Genomic DNA, 23,898 nt, shown 5'->3' with positions numbered 1-23,898 from the left:
GTGCTCAATAAAACGGTGGTTAGACTTTACCCATGATAGCGTATAATTGAGTTCGCAAAATTGAATCAGTAATAGACAAGCCACTAGGGCTCCTGTAAAATGATAGTTGTCAGAAAATCATTATGCAAAGGAGAGACCCTACAATCAAATCGATCAAATGTTGCTCAGAATTTGTCCATCCTCGATCCGAATGATCTGCTGCGCCTTCTGCGCAATTTCCGGGTTATGCGTGACAACGATAAGCGTTTGCCCGAACTCCGCAGCACATTCCATCAGCAGCCGCATCGTATCCTCACCCGTCCGCGTATCCAGATTTCCGGTAGGCTCGTCTGCAAAAACGATGCGGGGCTTTGCAATCAGCGCACGGGCGATTGCCACACGCTGCTGCTGTCCGCCGGAAAGCTGTGCGGGGCGGGAATGTAGCTTGCCCGCAATGCCCAAGATTCCGGTCAGCTTATGGAGCATCTGTTCATCCGGTGCTCTATGGTCCAGATAAAACGGGGTCAGAATATTATCCTGCACCGTGTACTCCGGGAACAGGCGGAAATCCTGAAAAATAAAGCCGATCTTTTGCCGCCGCACCTGTGCCAGCTGCTCCGCATTCATTGCATAAATGTCCTGACCGTCCAGCAGCACCTTACCGGTGGTGGGCGGCAAAAGTCCTCCCAGAATTTTCAGGAGCGTAGATTTTCCGCTGCCGCTGGAACCGATGATGGACGCAAATGTACCGTTTTCAAGGGTCAGGTCGCTATTTTTGAGGGCGTGAACCGCACTTTCCCCTTCCCCGTAGGTTTTGGAGATCTGTACAGCTTCCAGAATTTTATCCTTCATAAGATGTCCCCCTTGGATGCTTTTTTACGAATAAAAGAGAAGATCGGCAGCAACGCTGCGGACAGCCAGAACACCATCAGCAGAACGCTGACCATGATCTGACTTCCCACGGGTTTATGGAACGCATATACCCGTCCGCTTGTATGAATACGGATCAGGTCGAGAATGCTCTGGATCGGAACGATACGCGAAACTACCGCATAGACAACGATGTTCACAAGCAGCGTTGTCCCAACGATGACCGGGAGCAGCAGCTTTGCATAGGACAGCACCAGTTTTTTCGGGGAAACGCCCAGCGTCAGGAGAAGCGACAGCCGCTGCTGCTGGACTTCATAAGCCGAAAGATTCAAAACCACCAGCAGCGCACACCCCAGAAGGACCCCGAATACCGCAAGGATACCGACAAGGAAAGCGCTCTGTGTGCCCTCGGTGTAGCTCTGGCTGATCAGGTCGTAGTTATCTGCACGCAGGATACCATTCCTGCGCGTCGCAATGGAGGAAATAGACCGCCGCAAAGAGAAATTGCTGCCAGCGGACAGTTTCACGTTCAGGCTGCTGTATCCTTCCTTTTCCATAAAGAAACTTCCTGCGCTCTCAAACATTTTATGGTAAAGAGCCGTACTGACAAAAATTGTGCCGCTGAAAAGGAGCCGGTCTGTTGTCAGCAGTGTGTAATTGCTTGCAGACTTTACGACACCGGCAATGGGCAGCTGGGCGGTGTACGTCCGGTAGACCTCATTCCCGGCTTCATCCTGCCCGGTATAACGCCGATATTGGATACTCAACTTGTCTCCGGCCGCAAAAACCGGTTCAACCAACGTACTGCCATCCGGTTGGAAGCCCTGATAATATTCATCCGCAGCGGGGTCATAATAGCAATCTCCCCACAGGGTCAAAACAGAATCCCCGGACAGCAGTGTCTCTATTTTCTCGTCCGAAACGCCGGCATCTGCGGCAATGCGGCGCAGTTCGTCCTCCGGCAAGGCGCAGACAGTCGTGTTCAGCGTTCCTCTTTCTGCATTTTGCAGCAAGCTCGGAATGTCCGTATAGAAACCGTTGTCCTTGACCCAGATATCGGCAAGCATCTTGCTGGACTGGATCTTGTCTGACGTCACGGTATAGGTATCGGTCAGATCAATTGCAGCGGAAACCTCTTCCACACCGGGCAATGCAGCGAGATCCTCTTTCAGAGAAAACGGCATCCCGGAGGTTCCGTTCATCTTGATGGACAGACAGGCATACGGTGCATCCAGATCATATGGCAGCATGACACGCCAGCCGACATACAAACAACTGACGGCGATCAGCAATACCGCGCAGCCGACACCGATCTGCGGTGCAAGCGGCAGCTGTGCCAAGCGGAATTTTTTTGCAGGCTTCTCTTTGGGTTTTGCGGTCTGCGGGCGAACCAGCACCGCAGGCAAAAGTGCACCCAGCAGTACGGAGAGCAGAAACAGCACCGCCAACGGCACAAGAGATGCAGCGGGGACCGCCAAGAACGAAAGGTGCTTCTGCAGCCCCAGACCGACGGCCGCAGCACCGCAGCCCAGTGCAAACCCTGCAGCAACTGCTGCAAGCCCGGCAAAAAGCGCTTCCCACAGGCACATAAGCCGGAGATCCCGATTTTTAGCCCCCAGCGTCAGGAAGGTGTTGATGGTATGTACACGCTTGTGCAGAACGATCAGGAAATACTGCGCCACTGCAAAAAAGCTGACCAGAATCGCTGCGACCAGCAAAAAGCGCAGGGAGGACGAAACGGTATCCTCCTGCGGGTAGGCATACTCGTTTGCCACTAAAGCAGGGTCGGTCGAAGCGGTCACGGGTGCGGTTGCATTCAGATAATAAAACGTCTGGAACTTTTGCCCGTCCAAGGCAAGCGGCTCTGCTACAATGCCGCTGACGGTGAGATTGCCGTTCAGATTCCAATAAACATCATAGGCAGGAAGAACACCGCACAGGGTATAGGCTTTTTCCATCACTGCGCCGGAGCCTGCCAGCGGGTCGTAATCATTGGCAGCCACCTTCAGCGTGACCGTCTGCCCTACGTCATAGGAGCAGCCCAGCGCATCCAGCAGCGTCGTCGTCATGGCAATCTCATCGGGCTGGGTGGGGAAATCACCGCTGATCGGCACGATACGCCCCAGCTGTGCAAAGGTATCGTCTACCGTTCCGATCCCGCCCGCCACGCCATCGTCTGCGCCGAGAACGATTCCATTCTGAATCGTTGTGCTGGCTTTTGCGGACGCAGGCAGATTCTCCCGCACCTGTGCAGCATCCGTGTCCGTATCCGATAATCTCAGATATTGCCACTCGCCGTACAGTTCGCATCGGGTATCCTGCAACGCCTGGGCGGAACTGTTGGAATAAATCGTTGCTGCTGTCAGAAACGAAAAAACCATCGTCAGCAGGATCAGCAACAGGCTGGTTTGCTTTTTCCGCCCAAGCATCCCATGGAACGCCAAAATAAGAGATGGGTTTTCTTTGACTTTCATAACGCACCCTCGCTGCAGAATAATCAAGCATAAATCTACTTTAATAAAAAACGCCTGCTCACAAGTGCCTGTGAGCAGGCAGAAGAATATAATCAAGTTGTATCGTCAGAAAAAACTATGACTATCTTCTAAGATGATTTTAATAATGCCATTCAGAATATTCAGTATGGTAGTAATATTCGCCACATTTAGAGCAACGATAGATATAATCTTGCGCATAACCATACTGTTTCTTTTCGGAGTCATATACTTGGTAACGGCTTCCAACGGGAGAACGAATGTAGTCGTGCTTACAAGCCGGATAAATATTATCAGATTCAACCGAATCTACGATCTCTGCCTCTGGAGCAATTTCAGAGATAACATCATCCAGCACTGCATCGTATTCAGGCATAACGAGCGTATCTTCTTCAATCGCATCCGCTGCGATATCGGTTTCGCTCATAGCAGCGTCCGCATCGGGGGTGGTGTCCGACGGAACGGTGTCAGGCTCCAGTGCAAAGGAAGAGAGGGAAAGACAGGTGACCATCATCGAAAACACTGCAAAGAGTGCAAACATCTTTTTCATAGATTTCATTGTTCTTCCTCCTGTATAGAGTTTTTATACAATGTATGTCTTATGGTCACTGCTTCTGCACCGGAACCACCTCCAGTTCAAATTTTATTACAACTATTGATTATATCAAAGCACAAGAGTTAATTAAAGTCCACAATTTTGTAGCAAAATGGAGAAAATTTGTAACGAAGTCGGATTCATATATAACGATATGTCCCCCAACACTGGACTTCCAGCATCGGGGGACATATCAGAACGGATGATTGCCGCGTACTCGCGCCATATCGTAAGCCAGCTATCAGCCAAAGGCTTTTATAACATCATGCAAAATCTCCATTTGTTGTGGAGAAAGGTCATTTCCCTGTTGACTTGGTGCTAAGAATTCATCCCGTAGCTTTACCAACGTTTTCTTTTGATCTTCCGTCAGTCCTGAAAGAGACAACAGTTCTGGCGCATCCAGTCCTAGGAGTTCATCTGTTGAAATGCTAAATAAGGATGAAATGCTTGAAAGAACATCCAACGGAATTGCATGTGCATCACTTTCATATCCACTGACCGTGGATACAGCCTTATTTAACCGTTTAGCCAAGTCCGCCTGCGTCCAGCCACGACTTTCTCTCAGCTTTTTTAGCTTTTCTCCTAAATAATGCTCCATTCCAGTACACTCCTATCCTATATAAAGTGTACTATTTGAAATTTCAACATAATCGTACTATACTACATATAATGTTCGATTATATTGAACTTCGATTGACTTGTAGGGGGTAGGAAAGTTATGCTATGTTCAGAATCCGGTTTGGCCCATGTTCGTTGGAGGGAAAAACAGATGAATATTTTGGTATGTGATGATAATGAAAATGCCGTTAATACGATAACAACAATGCTACAGACGCGATGCCAAGAAAAATGCATTTCGGCCAAACTATATTCATATACGCAGCCTGAATGTGTGAATGTTCTGGAAATTATTGACATTGCCTTTTTGGACATTGATATGCCTGGCATGAATGGAATTACATTGGCTAAAAATTTGCGACTCGTTCAACCGAGAGCCGTCATTATTTTTGTAACAAATTTTATTCAATATGCGCCCGAAGGATATGAGGTCAAGGCGTTCCGTTACCTATTAAAATCGGATATTTCAATTCGTTTGGTAGAGTTTTTTGATCTTGCTGTTCAAGAAATGTTAAAATGTCGTAAAGTTGTTACAATCAAAATCAACGCTGAGAGTATTGATATCCCGATTCACGATATTCTATACCTTGAATCAGAGGGGCGAATTATTGTGATGCATTTGGTGCATAACGGTCATGCCACTTATCGCTTCTATGAAAGTATGACCAACATGGAGAAAAGAATGGAGATGTTGGGCTTTTTAAGAATACAAAAGAGCTATCTGGTTAATATGGAATACATTGAAATCTTTCAACACAATCGAATTCAACTTGCAGGAGGAATTGTGTTGACACCCAGCGAAAAGAATCGGGCGGAATTAAAGAAAAAATATCTTCTTTGGAGAGGAGAAAACAAATGGAGTATTTGTTGAGTCTTGCATTTACATTGATTGATATTCTCTGCATGGTTTTCTTTTTGGATGCTTTTGCAACACGTCGTTGGACAGGAGTGCGTTTTTGGGGCGTTCTGCTTACATTTGTTTTGCTTTCGTTTGGCGGATTGTTCTTAAACCGTCTGCTGTTTTCTGGCGAACAAAGCACAAAAATCATTATTGTGCTTGTAACGAGCTTTTTCTTGGCACGAATTTTATATCAAGAAATAACATCGATTTATATTTTCTTTCTTGTTACGATAGAGTACTTATTAAATTATGCACTTTCAATGGGAATGGGAATGCTTGTGTCTACGCTTTATGGAATTGAAGGAAACGAATTCGGCTATGCGCAAGTTCCGTTTGTTATTTACTCCGCTTTGTATTACTCATCTGAGTTAACAATCGTTCTCGCTTTTCGGAAATTTTCGTGGGTAAAACCATCTTCACGTGAGGCTTCTACTTTAGGGATTTCTCAATTGAGCCTGTATTTTTTGTATCCTTTTTCTTCTTTTTTGATGCTTATTGTGCTTCTTTATGCATCCAGCGCTCGGCCTCTCAGTGATGGAATGATTGCCGTCTGTTGCATTGTGATTTTTATTGCAAATATTGCCGTCCTTTTTTTGCTGGAACAAATAGAGCAGGCTGCAAGAACAAGGGAACGATTATTAGCTTTAGATCAGCAACTTCAAATTCAAATCAAAAACATGGAAGCAGCAAGCAATCTATATGCCGCACAACGAAAAAAAGTTCATGATTTTCGTGCGCATATCAATGTACTTGATAATCTTCTGCAAACGCATGAATACACCGCAGCAGAGGCGTATATTGTTTCCGTTAAAGAATTTCAGTCAGAACGGTTGCTTTTAGTTAACACACACCATCCAATCTTAGATGCGCTATTTAATACAAAGGCTTCATTTGCTGAAAGCGTGGGTGTTGAAATGGACTTTGAGGTAAATGATTTATCAAAGATTTCATTGGATGCAGCCGATATGGTAGTGTTATTATCCAATCTGATAGACAACGCAATTGAAGCGTGTCAAAAACTTAACGGAAAGAAAATAGTGCAGATTACAGCAGTGGCCAATGATACATTTTTTTTTACGGTGCGTAATACCTCTGCTCCAGTTGAAATTATAAATGACAGCATCCCCACAACAAAACAAGAGCCTGAGATGCATGGCTTTGGATTGGAAAATGTCAAACTTATCCTAAAAAAATACAGCGGTGATTACGCCATGTCTTATAAAGATGGATGGTTTCAGTTTACAGGGGAAATAGCATTTTCTCGTGTTTCATGACATAAAATACCGTTTTTGTTACAAAAAAGCAGATAATGCACATATTTTATGCTATCATAAATAAAACGAACAACCGATGGAAAGAAAGAGTATATGGATTCATTAATAAAATGTTTTGCTTTAAAATGTATTGCTCTCAACATTATAGAGCCCAAGTCTTATGAATGGCTTGTATATAGTATGTTAAAGCGGCTTACCACTTGGGTAACTTGGGCGCTTTTAATACTGGTAGGAGGCTTATTCTTTGGGTTTGTGCAAACAATAGTGTTCGGATTCTGTTTTTTGTTTTTGAGAGCATGTACTAATGGTTTCCACGCCACTTCATATATGCGTTGTTTGTTTTTGTCATTGTGTATGGAAATCTGCTGTCTATGGTTTTCGAATCGCTTCTCGTTACTTGCCACAACGATATTTCTAATAATATCAGATTTGGTTGTTTGGTTTAATTCTCCAAGTAATAATGCGTGCATTCATCTTTCAATTGACGAAATTTGTGCGTTAAGAAAGAAGTCTCGAATTCGACTGATTGTTATAAATTTAATCTGCCTTTTTGATATAATCTATTTAGGCAATTTGTTCCGTTGTGTAGCAGCAGCTTTAATTGCAGATGCAATTTCTCTGATTGTTGCACATTATAATAAGGTCAGCCAGCATAAAATGGAGGATGCTACATATGAATGTAACAACAAAAAGATACGCTAAAATTTTGATTCAGAAAATGATCAAAAAAGACATGGAAGCGTGGCCACCCGAATGCTTTGGATGGCTCTATCAAGCACAGCGCCCCTTGAAAGATGATGACTCCATAGCCGATGAGCCAAACAAATGCTCTGTTCAACATACACAGACTTTGTAACGTATTCGCAGAATGACTTTGGGTGGCAATATGATTTTCGTGGCATCCTCGATAGAGTGCAAGCCGAATCTCATATTGCCATCTTTATTTATATTATTATCTCGGCTCGACACCGCTTGTCCGCTCGTATAAGGAGGGAACACGATGCCAGAAATCAATTTGAAAGACCACTATCCCGATGCACACCAGCAAGACTGCTTTATTGAGGTGACACAAGAAATATTTGAAGTCATGCACGAAATGGTTCGGCGCGAAAAAGCGCATTTGCGCCAAGTGTGTCGTTATCATGCACAGCACTCCTTGGACAATCCTTATGCGCAATATGAATGTGATGTGCTGCACTTTCTAAATGACCCCTGTGATACAGTGGAAAAGAGGTGGCAGCTAACGCAGCTTGGTGATACGTTTCGGATGCTTTCTGAAAAACAGATAAAACGACTGATCGAGCGTTATCACCATAATAAGACAATAGAAGAAATCGCGCACTTGGAGGGGGTTACAAGAGGCAGTGTAAATGAAAGCATTCAAGCTGCATTAGCGAAATTGCGAGAGAACTGTGAAGTTTTCGCATAATACCCATACAAATGGGCATTTTTTGTCATTATTAGTATAGGGACAATTTTTCCGTTCCTATCAACGAAAGGAAAAACGCTCTGCGCAGGGTGGCAAAAATAGATTTCGAGCATCTCGCTATTAAGTCGTGGCGGCGAGGTGACGCGGGTCTGATTTTTGTCGCCCGTTTTTTCTTTCAACTCCGCCCCCACTATGCCTTTAACGACAGAAAGCGAGGACGAAGATGTTTAAGATTTCCAAAATTGTAACGCAAGCCCCCTTTGGCTGCAAAGCCTCTGAACCCATGCACGAGTGGCATCGCTGGCGCGAACACCCGCACTTTGGGTTCGGAGGGCTGGCTTATGTACTTTGATTCTTACGCCACCGGCAAACGTATCCAGCACCTGCGCAAGGTCAAAGGCATGACGCAGGAGGAGTTGGCAATCAAACTGAACATCAGTGACCGCCACCTCCGTAGCCTTGAAAGAGGAGAGTACACCCCCTCGGTTGACTTGTTCGTTGAAATCGTTGAATTTTTCAACACTACGCTCGACCATTTGATTATGGGGAAATCCACTTCTGAGCAAGAAGAATTGATGAAGAAGAAAGTCAGTGCCAAACTTCAGCGCATGGCACGCAGCCTAGAGGCTCTTGCTTACGAGTTATAAATTACACACAACAGCTCTTTCGGACGGATGGCTCATACAAGCCGGTGTCCGAGAGGGCTTTTTTCTTTGAAAAAAGTTCAAAGTCGCATTTGTAAAACTGTCGAAAAATTTATGTCGCAACATCAATGAAAAACACTCAAAACCGGAAGCGATACTTCCGGTTTTTTGCTTAAAAACCGGAGGTACGACCTCCTAAAAAAGCATTCAGTTTTCAGGTACACTATGGTCACAGCAAGGGCAACACCCCAGACGGGGAGAAGCCCGAAGCTGTAAGCCGTACCTTGAAAACTGAATATCATTCCCTCGGACAAAATAATGAAACTTCCGTAACTCGCGGCCCGGCCATAAAGAAGGCGGGGTGGCTGAAGAAGCCAATGTGGAGTGTGGGTGCAAGTCCCCACTTACCGAGGTGCATTCCAAATCCAACGGGGGTCGAGGACAAATAGGTTGGAAAAACTTAAAGCAAAACTTCAAAGCCCACCACCGGGATTCTTCTGAATCAAGGCAGTGGGCTTTTTCCATACCGAATATTCATTCTGATGACACGGAGGTAATGATTATGAGCCGTACTTTTACCCACAAGACTGACGAATCGACCCTGACCACCCTCTGCCCCCGCTGCCTGAATGCCTTTCGGAACACCCGTGGCATCCGTGTCCGCCGTGCAGACCCCGGTCAGATCGTAAAGGAACCCTGCACCTATTGCCAGACCAACTTCGGCTACGACTACTACATCCAGCCCACCAGCCCGAAATCCACCTATTTTAAGAAAGGACGGTTCGATGATGAATCTGAATGCGCTTAAAGTTGACCCTGAATTTCAGGGCAAGATTCCACCGTTGACCTTTGAAGAACTTAACCAGCTGGAAGCCAACATCCTGCGGGATGGACGCATCATCAATCCCATCATCGTGTGGGAGGGGCTGATTGTGGACGGACACAACCGTTTCATCATCGCCAAGAAGCACCCGGAAATCCCGTTCACTGTTCACGAAACGGAGTTTGCAAACCGCTATGAAGCCATCATCTGGATTTGCAAGAATCAGCTGGGGCGGCGCAATCTCACCCCGGAACAGAAGAAGTACCTCATTGGGAAACAATACGAAGCCGAGAAGTTAAACCATGGTGGTGATCAGAAAAGTAACCTTAAAAAATCGACTGGCCAAAATGGCCAGTCGATTGACAAACGGTGGACACGTCGACGAATCGCCGATGAAAACGGTGTCAATGACAGCTTTGTAAAAAGGGCTGAGCAGTTTTCCAAGGGCGTGGATGCCGCCGAAAAAGCTGTTCCCGGCACCCGTCAGAAAGTCCTTACTGGCGAGGTAAAACCGACCGCTGCTGAGATCGCATCCGTTGCCCGCGCACCTCCCGAAGAACGTCCGGCACTGGTGGCTGAAATCTGCAAACCCAAAGACCAGAAGAAAGCCGCCATGACCAGAACAACACCGCCCCCAGCAGCCAAACCGCTTTCCGATTCCAGTACATCCGAGGAAGAATCTACGGACGAAGAACTGGTTCACACTCCGGCTCCGCAGGAGCAGACTTTTCCACAAAAAGTGAATGAACCGTTGAAAATCGACCGTCAGCAGATTCTTGAAATCGCAAACAGCCGCTATGTACCCAAACGACTTGCCGATGGTACAGCGATGCTTTGCGAAGTATCGGGAGCCGCCAACAGTATGATGCGCCGCTGGGAAAGCGTTTTCCGGGAATATCCCGACATTCTGTCCGATGCAGAGAACCGTGCATCCGTAGGACGAACGATTCAGAAGCTAAGAGATTACCTGAATAATCTGGAAGATAAGATGGAGGAACTGCTATGAAAAATATGAACTGCGTCAGCACCATGCCTGAGATCATGCCCGAAATCACCGATGAAGCCATCATCGAAGCCCTTTTCGCTCAGCGGCCTTACGAAGAAAAGGTCATCAACAGTGCCTTTCTCGAAATCCCTGCGGAATATCAGCGCAAGCTGAACATCCCCAATGTCGAAAAGATGTCGGCGGAGTTCACCGAACTGATCGCCAACCCGCCCAAGGTCAGCTATCGGGACGGTCACTACTTCGTCTTTGACGGTCAGCATACCATCGTGACCCGTCGGGCGATGAACGGCGGGCAGGATCTTCCGATCATCTGTAAGGTGTATGAGGGACTGACAGAGGAAGAAGAAGCCATGCTGTTTTCCCGGCAGACTGGCGTTTCCACGCCGCTGACCGCTGGCGCAGAGCTGCGCGCCGCTTTGGTGGGCAAAGACCCGGAATCTCTCGCATTCGTGAAAGCCACCGAAAGCACCGGTCTGCAGCTCGGTCTGGACAGCTACCGTGCCCCGTGGAAGATCATCTGCATCCGCACGGCATTCAAGGAGTACAAGACCTACGGCGCAGACCTCTACAAAGAAGCCCTGACCATGCTGGCAAAGGGCTGGGAGGGTGACCCCGATTCCCTCCGCTCCGGCATCCTGCAGGGCATGGTTCGCTTTGTGGCTCTGTATCAGGGCGAGTATGACCCGGAGCGTCTGGTCAAGCGGCTGCACACTGTTCACCCCATGACGTTGGTAAACGACGAGAAATCTCTGAGTGGCACGGTCAGCTACAAATATATGATGCTGATCCTGCGCACCTACAACGGCTCCAGCCGCCGCTTCAATCTTCCCATCAAGCAGTAACATTCTTGCCTTTCTAGGCATACTCCTTTTTCCTGCAAGAGCCGCCTGCCATAAACGGGCGGCTCTTGCTACATATAGAAGGATAGGAGGTCTGATCGCTATCATACCAAAAGACTGGAAATACCTCAGAGGGGACATTTACTATGCAGACATGGAGCCGCACATCGGCTCCGAGCAGGGCGGCACCCGCCCTGTGGTGGTTCTGCAAAACGATGTAGGAAACCGCTATGCGCCTACCCTTATCGTGGCGACAGTGACTTCCCGCACCGAGAAAAAGAAATACCAGCCCACACACGTTCTGATAGCCCACAATACAGCCTTTGAGAAGCCGTCTGTGGTTCAGCTGGAACAGATCTTCACGATAGACAAAAGCCGTATACAGCGCTTCTTAGGACAGACTACACGGCATGAAATGCGCAGGATCGAAGAAGCCCTGATGAACAGTTTGGAAATCAATGAATGGGACAGGAGGAATGCCGATGAATGAAAAAGTGATGGTATCGCCAGAGATCCAAACCGAAGCGGTTGTTCTGCCGCAGATCGTCAGCATCAAGCAGGCAAGTCAGCGTATGGGCTTGCCTGAATATTACATCCGCCGCCTTTGCCGGGAAGTGCCGGGTATGGCGTTCCAGTCAGGCATCAAGTGGTACATCAACCTTGGCAAGATGGCTGACTACTTCAACGGTGGAACGACAACTTTGTGATTTGTCAAGGATGCGGGCGTAAACTGCGACATCCTAAAAATTAACCGCCCGATCTGCTATACTCATCGTGACAGAGATAACCACCACACAGAAAGGACGGCAAATATATGGCATCGTTTGAATTGCGAGAACCCAAAAAGAAGCCTCGTTATTATAAACTCATCGCAAATGTTCTGGTGAACGGCAAAATTGAACGCCGTTATGGTCGGTTCGATTTTGACTCCACCGAACTGAAAAACGCTCGTGCGCGCAACGCTGCTGCGAAAGCTGCCGCTGCCGAATTTGAACGGCTGGAACAGGAAAAGGCAGACAAGGAAGCCAGCAATGCAGGAAAGACCTTTGCAGTAGTGGCGCAGGAGTACATAGCTTCAAACCGTTCTCGTATGGCACCTTCAGTTCGTCTGAAGGGCGACTATGATAGCAACAGGAATAAAGAGAACACGAGTTTGAAAAAGGAAAAATATCTTCAGCGCATCCAGTGTTATCCGGAGTTTTCTGAAAAGCCGATTGCGTTGATTACAAAAAAGGATTGTGATTCGATGATTCGCTTCATTGAGGACAGTGACGCACGAGTTTACAAACGTGCAGTTTTGAAACCAGAAGCTAAAGAGTTCAAAACGGTATCCTGCCCTAAAATTGCGAAGGAATGCACCATCCGAGAGGAAACCATTGAGCGAATCTTCCGTGGCGAAACGGTATCTTTGGATTCGGCACAACAGGTGGCAACGGCTTTAGGTAAGACCGTTGAACAGATGTTTGAAGTAGAGATTGATCGCCGTCCCATGACGAAAAAGACGATGCGAGAGTACAATCTGTTCATTCGGTCAGTTCTGAACTACGCCAATGATAACTATGGAACATCACTTCAAATGCCAATGATAAAGGCATCTGGTCGAAAAGGAAAATCGGTGGATTGCTTACATAGTGATGAGGTAGAAGCTCTGCAAGCTGCCTTACAAGAATGTTCTATGCTGGAAAAAGCAATCGTTTTGTGCTTGCTGAACACAGGTGTCCGCCGTGGTGAATTGGCTGGACTTACATGGAAAGACGTAAACTTCCGCGAGGGAACGATCCATGTGTCAAAATCCCTGCTGGTCTTTCCGAACTATGGCTATCAGCTTACCACAACGAAGGAAAGCAATATCCGTGATGTGGATGTTGCGCCGGAGTTCATGGATTTCCTGAAGGACTATTATGCACAGTGGAAAGCCCAGAAGAAGCTGATGGGTGCAAGCTGGCAGAAGAATTTGGAGAAGAAAGGCTCCAAATACGCACAGTCCCTTTTGGATTTGCGTGGGAACGACTTCGTGATTTGCAACGACTATGGTTTTCCTATCAACCCGGATAGCTATGGCGCATTGGTACGCCGTGTTGGAAAAAAGGCGGGCATTGAAAAAATTCATCCGCATATGTTCCGGCACACCTTCGTCAGCATTCTGTTGTCCAATCCCAATATCGGTGTGGCGACAGTAGCCGCAGAAGCCGGACACGCACAGCCCAGTACTACCCTTGCAATTTACACGCAGGTCTATGATAGGCGGCGTGATGAGATTCGGAAACAGATGAGCAGAGAACTGTACAAGTGAGATTGCTCCATCAGGCAAAAGAAAAAGCACGAGACGCAAAATCTCGTGCTTTTTTGGTGGGCCATGAGGGATTCGAACCCCCACTGGAGCGGTTATGAGCCGCCGGCTTTAACCGTTAAGCTAATGGCCCTTATGACGTTGTTTGAGATTCTTCAAACGGCTTTCGTACCCAGAAAATACCCAAGTACGATCTTTTTGCTGCTTGAAAACCAAAAAACAACGGAAAAACGCTGTTTGAAAGAGGTGGAAATGGTAAGGTCTGGCGGTTATGAGCCGCCAGCTCTGACCAGCTGAGCTACTGGCCCGCAGGGGTGCTGCATTGCTGCAACACGCACTAGTATAACAAAAACTGCGCAAAAAGGAAAGCATTTTCCGCAAAAATCATTTGGTGCGGTGGGCATCCAGCTTTTGCAGCATAAATTCGTCCAGCATGGCGGGCGGGAACAGCGGCTCTTTGTAGCCAAAGGCCTCCCGGATAAAGATCAAAGTCACCACGGTCTGGCGGCCGGGGTCCAGCCGCAGGGTGTACAAAGTGTCCAGCGGCTGCTGGCTGGGCTGGTGCAGCGTCAGGTGCAGCAGAAAGCTGCCGTCGTTCTCCCGGCGGCACTCGTAGGCAAAGAGGTCGGTGTCGCTGCAGGTGTCCAGACGGTCAAAGCACTCGTCCAGCGCAAGGCCGGTGCGGAACTCGGACAGGCCGGCGGGGCCGTACTGGCTGCGGCGGGTTGTCTCCCGCCGGGAGAGCAGATACACGATTATGCCCAGCGCACAGGCTAAAAGACAGACGGAAACGACAGCGTTCATGGAAAGACCCTCCCCAAAAGAGTTTTCCTTATTGTAACACAACCTGCGGGGGTTTGTGCTATAATATTTACAATTCTTTTTTAAATTTTTCTGCAAGCCGGGCGCAAACGCCCGGGGGAGGGCTTCATGAAGCTTAAATTTACACGCAAGACCTGGTATTTCTTTTTGCTGGCTGCAGCGGCGGTGTCCATGCTGGGCGGCTTTGCCGTGCTGGGCGGGATGGATTTTTCCGGGCTGGAAATGATCGTGTTCTGCCTTACCGGCATCGCGGTGCTGTTTCTGGCGGCGCAAAAGGGCGCACCGGCAAGGGAAAAGCGCAACTACACCGGCGTGTTCGTGGTGCTGATGCTCAGCAAGCTGGGTGCCAGCGGCTGGGCAGGGGATATCTGCTCGGCGCTGGTGTGGCCTGCCTTGCTGGCGACTGAGTACGAGCGCGGCAGACCCATCCAGCGGCAGCTGCAGCTGGTGAGCGCCGCCGAGGTGCTGCGGCTGGTGTTCTGGATGCTGACCAAGTACGCGGGCATGAGCGGCCTTGCCTTCTGGACGAATATCATGTTCGTGCTGCTGACCTGCGCCCGGGGCTGGGCGGGACTTACCCTGTATAAGACACAGGAGGAGACCCTGTGACCCAGCGCCGCAGGACGTCTAAAAAAGCCAAGGCGAAACGCCGCTTTGGGCGCAGAGCCTTTCTGACTGGGGCGGGCGTTGCCGCCTGCGGGTTGGCGGGGTGGTATCTGCGGCAAAAGGGCAACGCGGAAAACACTGCCGCCTCCGGGCAGGATACACCCCCGGCACCCAACCCCGCCCTGCCCGCCGGAGAGTGGCGGGCGGTGTGGGTGAGCTATCTGGACTGGGCGCTGCTGGATTTCTCCACCGAGGACACCTTCCGCGCCGGGGCGGCGCAGCTGCTGGACAATTGCGCCGGGCTGGGACTGAACACCGTGCTGGCGCAGGTGCGTCCCTTCGGGGATGCACTGTACCGCAGCAGTTTGTTCCCGTGGAGCCATCTGTGCACCGGGGTGCAGGGCAAAGACCCCGGCTTTGACCCGCTGGATGTCTTTCTGACCGAGGCGCACCGCCGGGGCATCGGGGTGGAGGCGTGGGTCAACCCCTACCGTCTGCGCTCCTCGGCGGCGATGCCGCCGAATCTGGCAGAGAATAATCTGGCAAACACCCACCCGGACTGGCTGTGCACCGCCGGGGAGGGGCTGTACCTGAACCCCGCCGTGCCTGCCGCCGCAGACTATGTGGTGCAAGGGGTGGCAGAGCTTTTGCAGAACTACCCGGTGGACGGCATCCACTTTGACGATTACTTTTACCCCACCACCGACGCCGCCGTGGATGCGGTGCAGTTTGCGGCAAGCGGCGCAGCCGACCTTGCCGCGTGGCGGCGGCAGAACGTTACCGCGCTGGTGGCGAAAGTGTACCGCACGGTAAAGGCGGCAGACCCCACGCTGCGGTTCGGCATCAGTCCGCAGGGCAACCCGGACAACGACCTCGACCAGCAGTACAGCGATGTGACCGCGTGGCTGGCGGCAGGCGGGGAGGAAAAGGTCATCGACTACCTCTGCCCGCAGGTGTACTGGGGTTATGGCTTTACCCTGCAATCCGGCAGCACCCGCTTTGCCTTTGAAAACATCGTCCCGGCGTGGCTTAGCTACCCTCGGGCGGGAGATGTGGCGCTGTACTTCGGGCTGGGAGCGTACCGGGTGGGCACCGGGGATGGCGGCGCGAACCCGGACAGCGTGTCCGGCTGGAGCACCGGCAGCGCGCTGGCGGCACAGGTAAAGGACTTACGGCAGCAGGCGGCGGGCGGCTGGGCACTGTACCGCTACGGCAGCCTGTTCGGGCCGGAGGCTCCCGCGCTGGCCGGGGCCGAGTGCGCGGCGCTGCGGGCGCTGAATACGTGAAAATTTGTGCAGAAACAGGCGGCAAACCGCACAAAATAAACGTAGGTATCTTGTGCAGAGCGGCAAAATGCGGTATACTTAACTTGTATCTGCCCGTTGGCAGAGACGCACGAAAAAGAAAAGTTTCTTTGTTTCTATGAGGAAAGCTATGAAGATGAAAAAACAGCTTTTGGCACTGCTGCTGGCGGCGGTGATGGTGCTTAGCCTGACCGGCTGCAAGGAGACCCTGAAAAAGGTGGCGCAGAAGGTGACCGGCCACTCCGAGGAAGTGCAGGAGGAGGACACCACCCGCTGGGCAGAAGCTACCACCGACCCGCTGATCATTCAGGGCATTGCGGATGCCTCGGCAAAGTATGCCACCGCCACCGCAGACGGCTGCCTGTATGCGGTATTCAACGGCATCTGGAGCCGCAACACCGGCTACTTTACCGTGCCGGGCGGCAGTTTGAACATTATGGCCTGCGGCACCGCCGAGGGTACCCAGAAGTTCAAGGTAGCACTGTGGAAAAAGGTGGACGGCGGCGCAGCGTATGTGCCGGACAGCACCTACTACTTCAAGACCAATGGCACCGACTACCGCTGCACCATTTCCGGGCTGGACCCGGCGGCGCAGTACCGCGTGACCATCTCCTATGATTCCAGCCGGTACTACCTGTACGGCCTGATGAAGGTGGAGGGCATTGCCGGATGACGAACCAGACGAAAAATTCAATGCTGCTGATGCTGTGCGCCCTGATCTGGGGCACAGCCTTTGTGGCGCAGAGCGCCGGTTCCGGCATGGGTGCGTTCTCCTTTCTGGCGGGGCGCAGCTGGATGGCGGTACTGGTGCTGCTGCCCACGGTCAAGGCATTTGACGCCTTGCACCACCGGCAGGGCAAGCCGGACGGCAAGCCCAAAACGGCGGCAGAGCGCAAGCTGCTGCTGAAAGCCGGGCTTATGTGCGGCACGCTGCTGTTTTTAGCCAGCGCAGCGCAGCAGCTGGGCATCACGCTGGACCCCTCCACCGCAAAGGCGGGCTTTCTGACCGCCATGTATGTGGTGCTGGTGCCGGTGTTCGGCCTGTTTCTGGGCCGCAAGGGCAGCGCACAGCTGTGGGTGAGCATGGCCATTGCCGTGGTAGGGCTGTACCTGCTGTGCATGAAGGACGGCTTTGGCAGCATCCAGAGCAGCGACTGGCTGCTGCTTTTGTGTGCGGTGCTGTTCAGCTTCCAGATCATGGCAGTGGATCATTTTTCCCCGCAGATGGACGGCGTGCGCCTGAGCCTTGTGGAGTTTTTTGTGGTGTCGGTGGAAAGCACCGTGGCGGCGTTTTTGTTCGAGCAGCCTGCCATGGCAGAGTTTGTCACCTTCGCCGGGCCTATCCTGTACTGCGGCATCATGTCCAGCGGCGTGGCCTACACCCTGCAGATCTTAGGTCAGCGGGACCTGAACCCCGCCGTGGCCAGCCTGATCATGTGTCTGGAAAGCGTATTCAGCGCTCTGGGCGGCTGGCTGCTGCTGCACCAGAACCTCTCCTTCCGGGAATCTACCGGCTGTGTGCTGCTGTTTGCCGCCGTGGTGCTGGCGCAGCTGCCCCTTGGCCGCCTGATGCGGAGCAAGGCCTGAGATGCCGGCAAAGCCGTGCGCCCAGCTGCGCAGCGTGGAGGGCATCCAGTACGAGCTGGTGCGCAAAAAGGTAAAGCAGCTGCATCTGCGGGTGCGCAGCAACGGCACCGTGATGGTAAGCATCCCTTTGACGGCCAGTCTGGAGCAGGCTGACCGTTTTGTGCTGCAAAACGCCCAGTGGATCCGGGATACCCGGGTGAAGAACATCACCAAGCGGAACAGGGACAACACCGACCTGCCGGACAAAGCCACGGCACTGGCCTACTTTACCGCCATGAGCGATAAGGTCTACCCGGCCTTTGCCGGGGTGCTGGGCGGGCAGAAGCCCGTTCTGAAGGTGCGCAGCATGACAAGCTGCTGGGGCGTGTGCTGCCCGGGCAAGCGGCAGATCACCTTTGCTTTGCAGCTGTATAACCAGCCCCCTGCGGCGCAGATCTATGTGGTAGTACACGAGTACTGCCACTTTTTGCAGTTGAACCACAGCCCAGCCTTCTGGGCAGAAGTGGAAAAGCTGCTGCCGGACTGGAAGGCCCGGCGGGAGCTGCTGAAAAGATAATCTATCGTAAAAACGGAGGGAAATTCCCTTGGAAAACGAAAAAAAGACCGGCGATAAATATTCCAAACTGGCCGGCAATACTTTGATCTTTGCAATCTCCAGCTTTTCGTCCAAGCTGCTTACCCTGATCGTACAGCCCTTTCTGACCTACGCCATGGCGGAGATCTCGGATCTGGGTCTGTCCAAGATCCTGAGCCAGTACGCAAACCTGCTCATCCCCTTTGTGTCCATGGGCATGTCCAACGCCATCATCCGCTTTGGTCTGGACAAGGGCAACAGCGAAAAACAGGTGTTCACCAACGGCCTGCTCACCATTCTGGGCGGCTTTGGCATTCTGGTGCTGTGCTGGCCGGTCACCCAGTTTTTGCCGGATATGGCGCAGTACGGCCTGCTGATCTACATTTATGTGCTCATGAGCTGCCTGCGCACCCTATGCACCCAGTTCGTGCGCAGCCGTCAGTGGAACAAGCTGGTGGCAGTGGACGGCGTGCTGTGCACCGTGGCGACCATGGCGTTCTATGTGCTGTATCTGGTGAGCTTCAAGTGGGGCGCCAACGGCTACCTGCTGGCCATCATCAGCGGCGACCTGACCAGCGTGCTGTTCTTGATGTTCACCGGCAAGCTGTGGAACTATGTGGAGCTGAAGGGCGTCAACAAAAAGCTGTGGCGGCAGATGCTCAACTTCTCGCTGCCCATGATCCCGGCGCAGATCAGTTTCTGGATCATCAATGCGTCCGACCTGTTCTTTGTGCGCGAGATGTGCGAGGGGCTGGACGGGCGCACCGGCAACGCATGGAGTGGCCTGCTTTCCACCGGCTACTTCCTGCCCACCATCCTGACCACGCTGGGTCTGATCTTCTACGATGCGTGGCAGCTTTCCGCTGTCACCGAGGAGGAAGGGCGTGCGCGGTTCTTTACCCAGATCTTCCGCACCTATTCCAGCGTTCTGTTCTGCTGTGCGGCGGGTATTATCTGGCTGTGCCGCCCGGTGATGCACGTCATGAAGTCCAACTATTATTACGCATGGCATTTTGTGCCGTTCCTTGTGCTGGCTTCCACCTGCAGCTGCTTCAACCAGTTCATGAACAGCGTCTATGTGGTGACCAAAAAGTCGCAGCGCAGCATGGTCACCATGATGGCGGGTGCTATCAGCAACTGCATCATGAACTATTTCTTCATCAAGCTGTGGGGGCCTGTGGGCGCGACCTATGCGTCCTTCCTTGGCCTTGCGCTGGTGTTCACCCTGCGCGCCGTGGATGCCCGCCGCATGATCGGGATGCATGTCCACCCGGCGCGGGTGCTGGCAAACGCCGCCGCACTGGTATTTGAAGCCTTTGTGCTGCTGGCAGAGCCGCCGCTGTACGGACTGTGGACGGGGCTGATCACGCTGGTTATCATCCTGTACAACTTTGCGGGCGTATGGGCCATGGCGCGGGTGCTGCTGCCCCGCCTGCTGGGCCGCCGGGGCAAGGCGCTGGTAGCCGCCGTGGACGGCTGGCTGAAGCCGAAAAAGGCGTAAAGCGGGACGATTTTGAATGGCCGCCGCGTGCGCTTTGGCCATATTCAGCGGAAAAATTATTTATAAGTTCGGAATACCGGAGCGTCTGCGGACGCTCCGGTATTCCATTTTCACGGGAGGGAAACCCCCTCAGTCGCCTGCGGCGACAGCTCCCCCAAGGGGACGCCTTTTAGCAATGCCGCAAAGTTACCCGCCACCGCGAAAGCCGTCCCCTTGAGGGCCGACTTCCCCCGGCCGGAGGAAGATGTCGCGTAGCGACAAAAGGGGGAGCAGACGGAAGGGGTATCCTTCGGAAAACGTAATTTTTTACAATTTATGGAACTTGCTCAAGTTTTTTCCTTCTGTGGATTGACGGAATAGCCTCAAAAACGTATACTATAAATATATCTTGTGCAAAAGTGTACAAACAGGATACAGACGAAAGGCGGTGGACATCATTCTCAGACGATCGCTCCCCAAGCTGCGGGAAAAGCTTTTGGAGGCGCTGCAGGCGGTGCTGCCCATTGTGGCCATTGTGCTGGTGCTCTGCTTCTCGGTAGCACCGGTATCGCCCAGCATCCTGCTGTGCTTTTTGCTGGGCGCTGCCATGATCGTGGTGGGCATCATGTTCTTTACTCTGGGGGCAGAGATGAGCATGACCCCCATGGGCGAGCGGGTGGGTGCAGTCATCACCTGCAGCCGCAAGCTGCCCCTCATCCTCGTGCTCGGCTTTTTGCTGGGCTTCCTTATCACCATCTCCGAGCCGGACTTGCAGGTGCTGGCAGATCAGGTGCCCTCTATTCCAAGCGGCACGCTGATCCTTTCGGTGGCGGCGGGCGTGGGCCTGTTTCTGGTCTTTGCCTTCCTGCGTATGCTTATCGGCGTTGCGCTGCCGAAGCTGCTGGTGCTGTTCTATGGGCTCATCTTTCTGCTGGCGGCCTTTGTGCCCAAGGAGTTCCTTGCCGTGGCGTTTGACTCCGGCGGCGTGACCACCGGCCCCATGACCGTGCCCTTTATCATGGCGCTGGGCGTGGGCGTTTCTGCTATCCGAAGCGACCGCCACGCGGCAGACGACAGCTTTGGTCTGGTGGCCATGTGCTCCATCGGCCCTATTCTGGCGGTGCTGACGCTGGGCATCGCGTTCCGCGCAGCGGACAGCACCTACATCCCGCCCGTTCTGCCGGAGGTGGCAGACTCGGTGGAGCTGTGGCAGCTGTTCCGGGAGGGTCTGCCTACCTATCTGGCCGAGATCGCCCGCTCGCTGCTGCCCATCGTGCTGATGTTCGGAGCATTTCAGCTGATCGCCCTGCGGCTGGACCGCCGCACACTGGGGCGCATCGGCGTGGGCCTTGTGTATACCTATATCGGCCTTGTGCTCTTTTTGACCGGCGCAAACGTGGGCTTTATGCCCGCCGGTAACTATCTGGGTCAGGTGCTGACAGGCGGCGGGATGCGCTGGGTGATCATTCCCATCGGGATGCTTATCGGCTACTTCATCGTCAAGGCCGAGCCTGCGGTCTATGTGCTGAACAAGCAGGTGGAAGAGGTGACCGACGGTGCCATCTCGGCACAGGCGATGGGTCTGGCACTTTCCGCCGGTGTATCCATTTCAGTGGGTCTTGCCATGGTGCGGGTGCTGACCGGCATCTCCATCCTGTGGTTCCTTGTGCCGGGCTATGTGTTCGCCATCAGCATCTCCTTTGTGGTGCCCAAGCTGTTTACCGCCATCGCGTTTGACGCGGGCGGCGTGGCTTCCGGCCCCATGACCGCTACCTTCCTGCTGCCGCTGGCGCAGGGTGCCTGCGTGGCGGTGGGCGGCAATATCGTCACAGATGCCTTCGGCGTGGTGGCGATGGTCGCCATGACTCCGCTCATCACCGTGCAGATGATGGGGCTGGTGGCGCAGCTGCGCACCCGCAAGGCACGGACGGCGCAGCCCGCTGCGGTGCTTGCCACCGTGTTTGCAGACCTGCCGGATGACGCCATTATCGAGCTGTAAAGGAGGCAGAACGTGAGCAGTTTGTTTTTGATGATCACCATCACCGACCGCCGCTCTACCGATGGCTTTTTGCAGCTGTACAAAAGCCACGGCGTAACGGTAAGTATGCGTACCGTGGGCTCCGGCACGGCGGTGCAGGAGACGCTTTCCACCCTTGGGCTGGAAAAGACCGAAAAGGCGGTGCTGCTGGCTGTGGTAACGGCAGAGAGCTGGCAGAAGATCCAGAAGGATCTGCGCCGCAAAATGCAGATCGATGTGCCGGGCACCGGCATTGCGTTCATTGTGCCGCTGAGCAGCATTGGCGGCAAACGGGCGCTGATGTTCCTTACCGAGCACCAGCCCCTTACATGGAAGGAGGAGAGCACCTTGAAGGATACCCGCTACGAACTGCTGCTGGTGGTGGCAAATCAGGGCTACACCGGCTCCATTATGGATGCTGCCCGCAACGCCGGTGCAGGCGGCGGCACGGTGATCCACGCAAAGGGCACCGGCATGGAGGGTGCAGCCGCCTTTCTGGGCGTGGAGCTGGTGAACGAAAAGGAGCTGGTGCTCATCGTCAGCCGCACCAGCCAGAAAAACACCATCATGAAGGCCATCATGGAGGGAGCAAACCCCAAGGCGGGCGCCATCGTGTTTTCGCTGCCGGTGACCGATACCGCCGGTCTGCGGCTGATGGAAGAGGACGAAGCCCAGCCGGAAGCCGCCCTTTGACCCCTTAAAATTGATCCCGATATCCGCATTTATCGCCGAAGGCTTGATAAATGCGGATATTTTCGTTATCATAGTAGAAGAACCTTCAACTATAAACAAAGGAAGATGAAGATGACGCAATTAACACACAAGCAACAGCAGCTCTTCAACGCACTGTCCATCGTGGTGGGCAATGCGATGTATGCGCTGACTGTGGTATTATTTCTGATGCCCTCTGGCCTCATCACCGGCGGTGCTACCGGTATCGCACTGGCTTTCAACAAGGTCACCGGACTGCCGGTATCCGCGGTGCTGTTCGTGGTCAACGTGGTCATGCTGCTGCTGGGCTGGTGGGTGCTGGGACGCCGCTTTGCCCTGAACACCCTTGCAAGCACGGTGCTCAGCCCCTTTTTTATGGCGCTGTGGGAGCGGCTGCTGGGCAATCTTGTACTGACCGATGATCTGGTGCTGAACACCGTATTCGCGGGCTTTGGCATCGGCATCTCGCTGGGCATCACCATCCGCGCCGGTGCTTCCACCGGCGGCATGGATATCCCCCCGCTGGTGCTGAATAAGTGGTTCCACCTGCCGGTGTCCAGCACCATGATGGTTTTCGACTTTATCATTCTGGCGGCGCAGGCGGCGTTCAGCCCGGTGCGGCAGTCCCTGTACGGCGTGGTGATGGCCATTATCTACACGGTCGTGCTGGACAAGGTGCTCATGCTGGGCACCACCCGCACCGAGGTAAAGATCATCAGCGCCAAGTCCGACGAGATCTGCGCAGCCATTTTTGCGCAGCTGGACCGCGGCGTGACCATCCTGCACGGCGAGGGCGGCTACCTGCGGGAGCCGGAGTCGGTGCTGCTGAGCGTGGTCTCCAACCGGCAGCTGCCAAGGCTGGAAAAGCTGGCGCATACCATCGACCCCACCTGTTTTATGATTGTGAGCCACGTTACCGAGGTGAGCGGGCGCGGCTTCTCGCTGGAAAAGGATTATCAGGTGGAGGAGTGAGTGGATTTCCCCAAGGCTCTTGCAAAACTGCCCCGGTTTGGGGTATAGTATAGAGGAACAGTAGG

At 52.5% G+C, this 23,898-nt stretch carries 26 protein-coding genes and 1 tRNA gene; 21 read left to right on the top strand and 6 right to left on the bottom strand.

Going from position 1 to position 23,898, the window contains the following annotated elements:
* Positions 1–153: 153 nt before the first annotated feature.
* The 4 genes from MTP36_RS14430 to MTP36_RS14415 all read right to left on the bottom strand — a co-directional run bounded on the left by MTP36_RS14430 (position 154) and on the right by MTP36_RS14415 (position 4,534).
* The gene (locus MTP36_RS14430) at positions 154–831 is read right to left on the bottom strand and encodes an ABC transporter ATP-binding protein (RefSeq protein WP_249251510.1); all 678 of its coding nucleotides are present in this window, start codon (positions 829–831) and stop codon (positions 154–156) included.
* Positions 828–3,323, bottom strand: coding sequence for an ABC transporter permease (locus MTP36_RS14425; protein WP_249251509.1), 2,496 nt, complete (start codon positions 3,321–3,323; stop codon positions 828–830). The genes MTP36_RS14430 and MTP36_RS14425 overlap by 4 nt, the downstream gene beginning before the upstream one ends.
* A gap of 139 nt (positions 3,324–3,462) precedes the next feature.
* Positions 3,463–3,900: a hypothetical protein gene (locus MTP36_RS14420; protein ID WP_117527984.1), complete on the bottom strand. Its 438-nt coding sequence runs from the start codon at positions 3,898–3,900 to the stop codon at positions 3,463–3,465.
* 277 nt (positions 3,901–4,177) lie between these two features.
* Positions 4,178–4,534, bottom strand: a complete 357-nt coding sequence (locus MTP36_RS14415; RefSeq protein ID WP_117527982.1) for a helix-turn-helix transcriptional regulator — start codon at positions 4,532–4,534, stop codon at positions 4,178–4,180.
* A gap of 171 nt (positions 4,535–4,705) precedes the next feature.
* On the opposite strand from MTP36_RS14415, the gene MTP36_RS14410 reads away from it, so the two are divergent.
* The 12 genes from MTP36_RS14410 to MTP36_RS14360 all read left to right on the top strand — a co-directional run bounded on the left by MTP36_RS14410 (position 4,706) and on the right by MTP36_RS14360 (position 13,763).
* Positions 4,706–5,425, top strand: a complete 720-nt coding sequence (locus tag MTP36_RS14410; RefSeq protein WP_117527980.1) for a LytR/AlgR family response regulator transcription factor — start codon at positions 4,706–4,708, stop codon at positions 5,423–5,425.
* Positions 5,410–6,729: a sensor histidine kinase gene (locus MTP36_RS14405; RefSeq protein ID WP_117527978.1), complete on the top strand. Its 1,320-nt coding sequence runs from the start codon at positions 5,410–5,412 to the stop codon at positions 6,727–6,729. Before MTP36_RS14410 ends, MTP36_RS14405 begins: the two co-directional genes overlap by 16 nt.
* Positions 6,730–6,822: 93 nt before the next feature.
* Positions 6,823–7,431, top strand: coding sequence for an accessory gene regulator B family protein (locus tag MTP36_RS16100; protein WP_117527976.1), 609 nt, complete (start codon positions 6,823–6,825; stop codon positions 7,429–7,431).
* Positions 7,403–7,585, top strand: coding sequence for a hypothetical protein (locus MTP36_RS14400; RefSeq protein ID WP_147323233.1), 183 nt, complete (start codon positions 7,403–7,405; stop codon positions 7,583–7,585). Before MTP36_RS16100 ends, MTP36_RS14400 begins: the two co-directional genes overlap by 29 nt.
* A 144-nt stretch (positions 7,586–7,729) precedes the next feature.
* Positions 7,730–8,158, top strand: a complete 429-nt coding sequence (locus MTP36_RS14395; RefSeq protein ID WP_117527974.1) for an RNA polymerase sigma factor — start codon at positions 7,730–7,732, stop codon at positions 8,156–8,158.
* 341 nt (positions 8,159–8,499) lie between these two features.
* A complete protein-coding gene (locus tag MTP36_RS14390; RefSeq protein WP_249251506.1) occupies positions 8,500–8,805 on the top strand; it encodes a helix-turn-helix domain-containing protein in 306 nt (101 codons plus the stop codon).
* Positions 8,806–9,364: 559 nt separating this feature from the next.
* Complete coding sequence (locus MTP36_RS14385) at positions 9,365–9,610, top strand: hypothetical protein (protein WP_227613675.1); 246 nt, start codon at positions 9,365–9,367, stop codon at positions 9,608–9,610.
* Complete coding sequence (locus MTP36_RS14380; RefSeq protein ID WP_249251505.1) at positions 9,588–10,631, top strand: hypothetical protein; 1,044 nt, start codon at positions 9,588–9,590, stop codon at positions 10,629–10,631. Before MTP36_RS14385 ends, MTP36_RS14380 begins: the two co-directional genes overlap by 23 nt.
* Positions 10,628–11,473 carry a DUF6551 family protein gene (locus MTP36_RS14375; protein ID WP_249251504.1) on the top strand — a complete coding sequence of 282 codons (846 nt, stop codon included), beginning with the start codon at positions 10,628–10,630 and terminating at the stop codon, positions 11,471–11,473. Before MTP36_RS14380 ends, MTP36_RS14375 begins: the two co-directional genes overlap by 4 nt.
* Positions 11,474–11,555: 82 nt before the next feature.
* The gene (locus tag MTP36_RS14370) at positions 11,556–11,960 is read left to right on the top strand and encodes a type II toxin-antitoxin system PemK/MazF family toxin (protein WP_429966217.1); all 405 of its coding nucleotides are present in this window, start codon (positions 11,556–11,558) and stop codon (positions 11,958–11,960) included.
* Positions 11,953–12,177 carry a hypothetical protein gene (locus tag MTP36_RS14365; RefSeq protein ID WP_055185980.1) on the top strand — a complete coding sequence of 75 codons (225 nt, stop codon included), beginning with the start codon at positions 11,953–11,955 and terminating at the stop codon, positions 12,175–12,177. The genes MTP36_RS14370 and MTP36_RS14365 overlap by 8 nt, the downstream gene beginning before the upstream one ends.
* Before the next feature lie 107 nt (positions 12,178–12,284).
* Positions 12,285–13,763, top strand: a complete 1,479-nt coding sequence (locus MTP36_RS14360) for a site-specific integrase (RefSeq protein ID WP_249251502.1) — start codon at positions 12,285–12,287, stop codon at positions 13,761–13,763.
* A 54-nt stretch (positions 13,764–13,817) separates the two neighbouring features.
* Here the strand turns inward: MTP36_RS14360 and MTP36_RS14355 are convergent.
* Both MTP36_RS14355 and MTP36_RS14350 read right to left on the bottom strand, forming a co-directional pair.
* Positions 13,818–13,893 (bottom strand) — tRNA-Ile (locus tag MTP36_RS14355).
* 251 nt (positions 13,894–14,144) lie between these two features.
* The gene (locus MTP36_RS14350) at positions 14,145–14,564 is read right to left on the bottom strand and encodes a hypothetical protein (protein WP_055185978.1); all 420 of its coding nucleotides are present in this window, start codon (positions 14,562–14,564) and stop codon (positions 14,145–14,147) included.
* 126 nt (positions 14,565–14,690) lie between these two features.
* Here MTP36_RS14350 and MTP36_RS14345 point away from each other — a divergent pair, with 126 nt between their 5' ends.
* The 9 genes from MTP36_RS14345 (at position 14,691) to MTP36_RS14305 (ending at position 23,833) form a co-directional block, all read left to right on the top strand.
* Complete coding sequence (locus tag MTP36_RS14345) at positions 14,691–15,191, top strand: conjugal transfer protein TraD (RefSeq protein ID WP_097779100.1); 501 nt, start codon at positions 14,691–14,693, stop codon at positions 15,189–15,191.
* On the top strand, positions 15,188–16,474 hold the full coding sequence (locus MTP36_RS14340) for a glycoside hydrolase family 10 protein (RefSeq protein WP_249251500.1): 1,287 nt from the start codon (positions 15,188–15,190) through the stop codon (positions 16,472–16,474). The genes MTP36_RS14345 and MTP36_RS14340 overlap by 4 nt, the downstream gene beginning before the upstream one ends.
* A 148-nt stretch (positions 16,475–16,622) precedes the next feature.
* The gene (locus MTP36_RS14335; RefSeq protein WP_249251498.1) at positions 16,623–17,165 is read left to right on the top strand and encodes a hypothetical protein; all 543 of its coding nucleotides are present in this window, start codon (positions 16,623–16,625) and stop codon (positions 17,163–17,165) included.
* Positions 17,162–18,079, top strand: coding sequence for a DMT family transporter (locus MTP36_RS14330; protein ID WP_249251497.1), 918 nt, complete (start codon positions 17,162–17,164; stop codon positions 18,077–18,079). The genes MTP36_RS14335 and MTP36_RS14330 overlap by 4 nt, the downstream gene beginning before the upstream one ends.
* A gap of 1 nt (position 18,080) precedes the next feature.
* Positions 18,081–18,635 (top strand): M48 family metallopeptidase, encoded by a 555-nt coding sequence (locus MTP36_RS14325; RefSeq protein WP_249251496.1) that lies wholly within the window; start codon positions 18,081–18,083, stop codon positions 18,633–18,635.
* Positions 18,636–18,663: 28 nt separating this feature from the next.
* The gene (locus MTP36_RS14320) at positions 18,664–20,154 is read left to right on the top strand and encodes a lipopolysaccharide biosynthesis protein (protein ID WP_249251494.1); all 1,491 of its coding nucleotides are present in this window, start codon (positions 18,664–18,666) and stop codon (positions 20,152–20,154) included.
* 427 nt (positions 20,155–20,581) lie between these two features.
* Positions 20,582–22,132, top strand: coding sequence for a DUF1538 domain-containing protein (locus MTP36_RS14315; RefSeq protein WP_249251493.1), 1,551 nt, complete (start codon positions 20,582–20,584; stop codon positions 22,130–22,132).
* Positions 22,133–22,162: 30 nt separating this feature from the next.
* A complete protein-coding gene (locus MTP36_RS14310; RefSeq protein WP_442900290.1) occupies positions 22,163–22,843 on the top strand; it encodes a P-II family nitrogen regulator in 681 nt (226 codons plus the stop codon).
* Between the two features lie 111 nt (positions 22,844–22,954).
* The gene (locus tag MTP36_RS14305) at positions 22,955–23,833 is read left to right on the top strand and encodes a YitT family protein (protein WP_249251490.1); all 879 of its coding nucleotides are present in this window, start codon (positions 22,955–22,957) and stop codon (positions 23,831–23,833) included.
* The last annotated feature ends 65 nt before the right edge of the window (positions 23,834–23,898 follow it).

Source organism: Faecalibacterium sp. I4-1-79, assembly GCF_023347235.1.
GTDB classification, from domain to species: Bacteria; Bacillota; Clostridia; order Oscillospirales; family Ruminococcaceae; genus Faecalibacterium; species Faecalibacterium tardum.
This window is presented reverse-complemented; position numbering and strand designations above follow the sequence as displayed.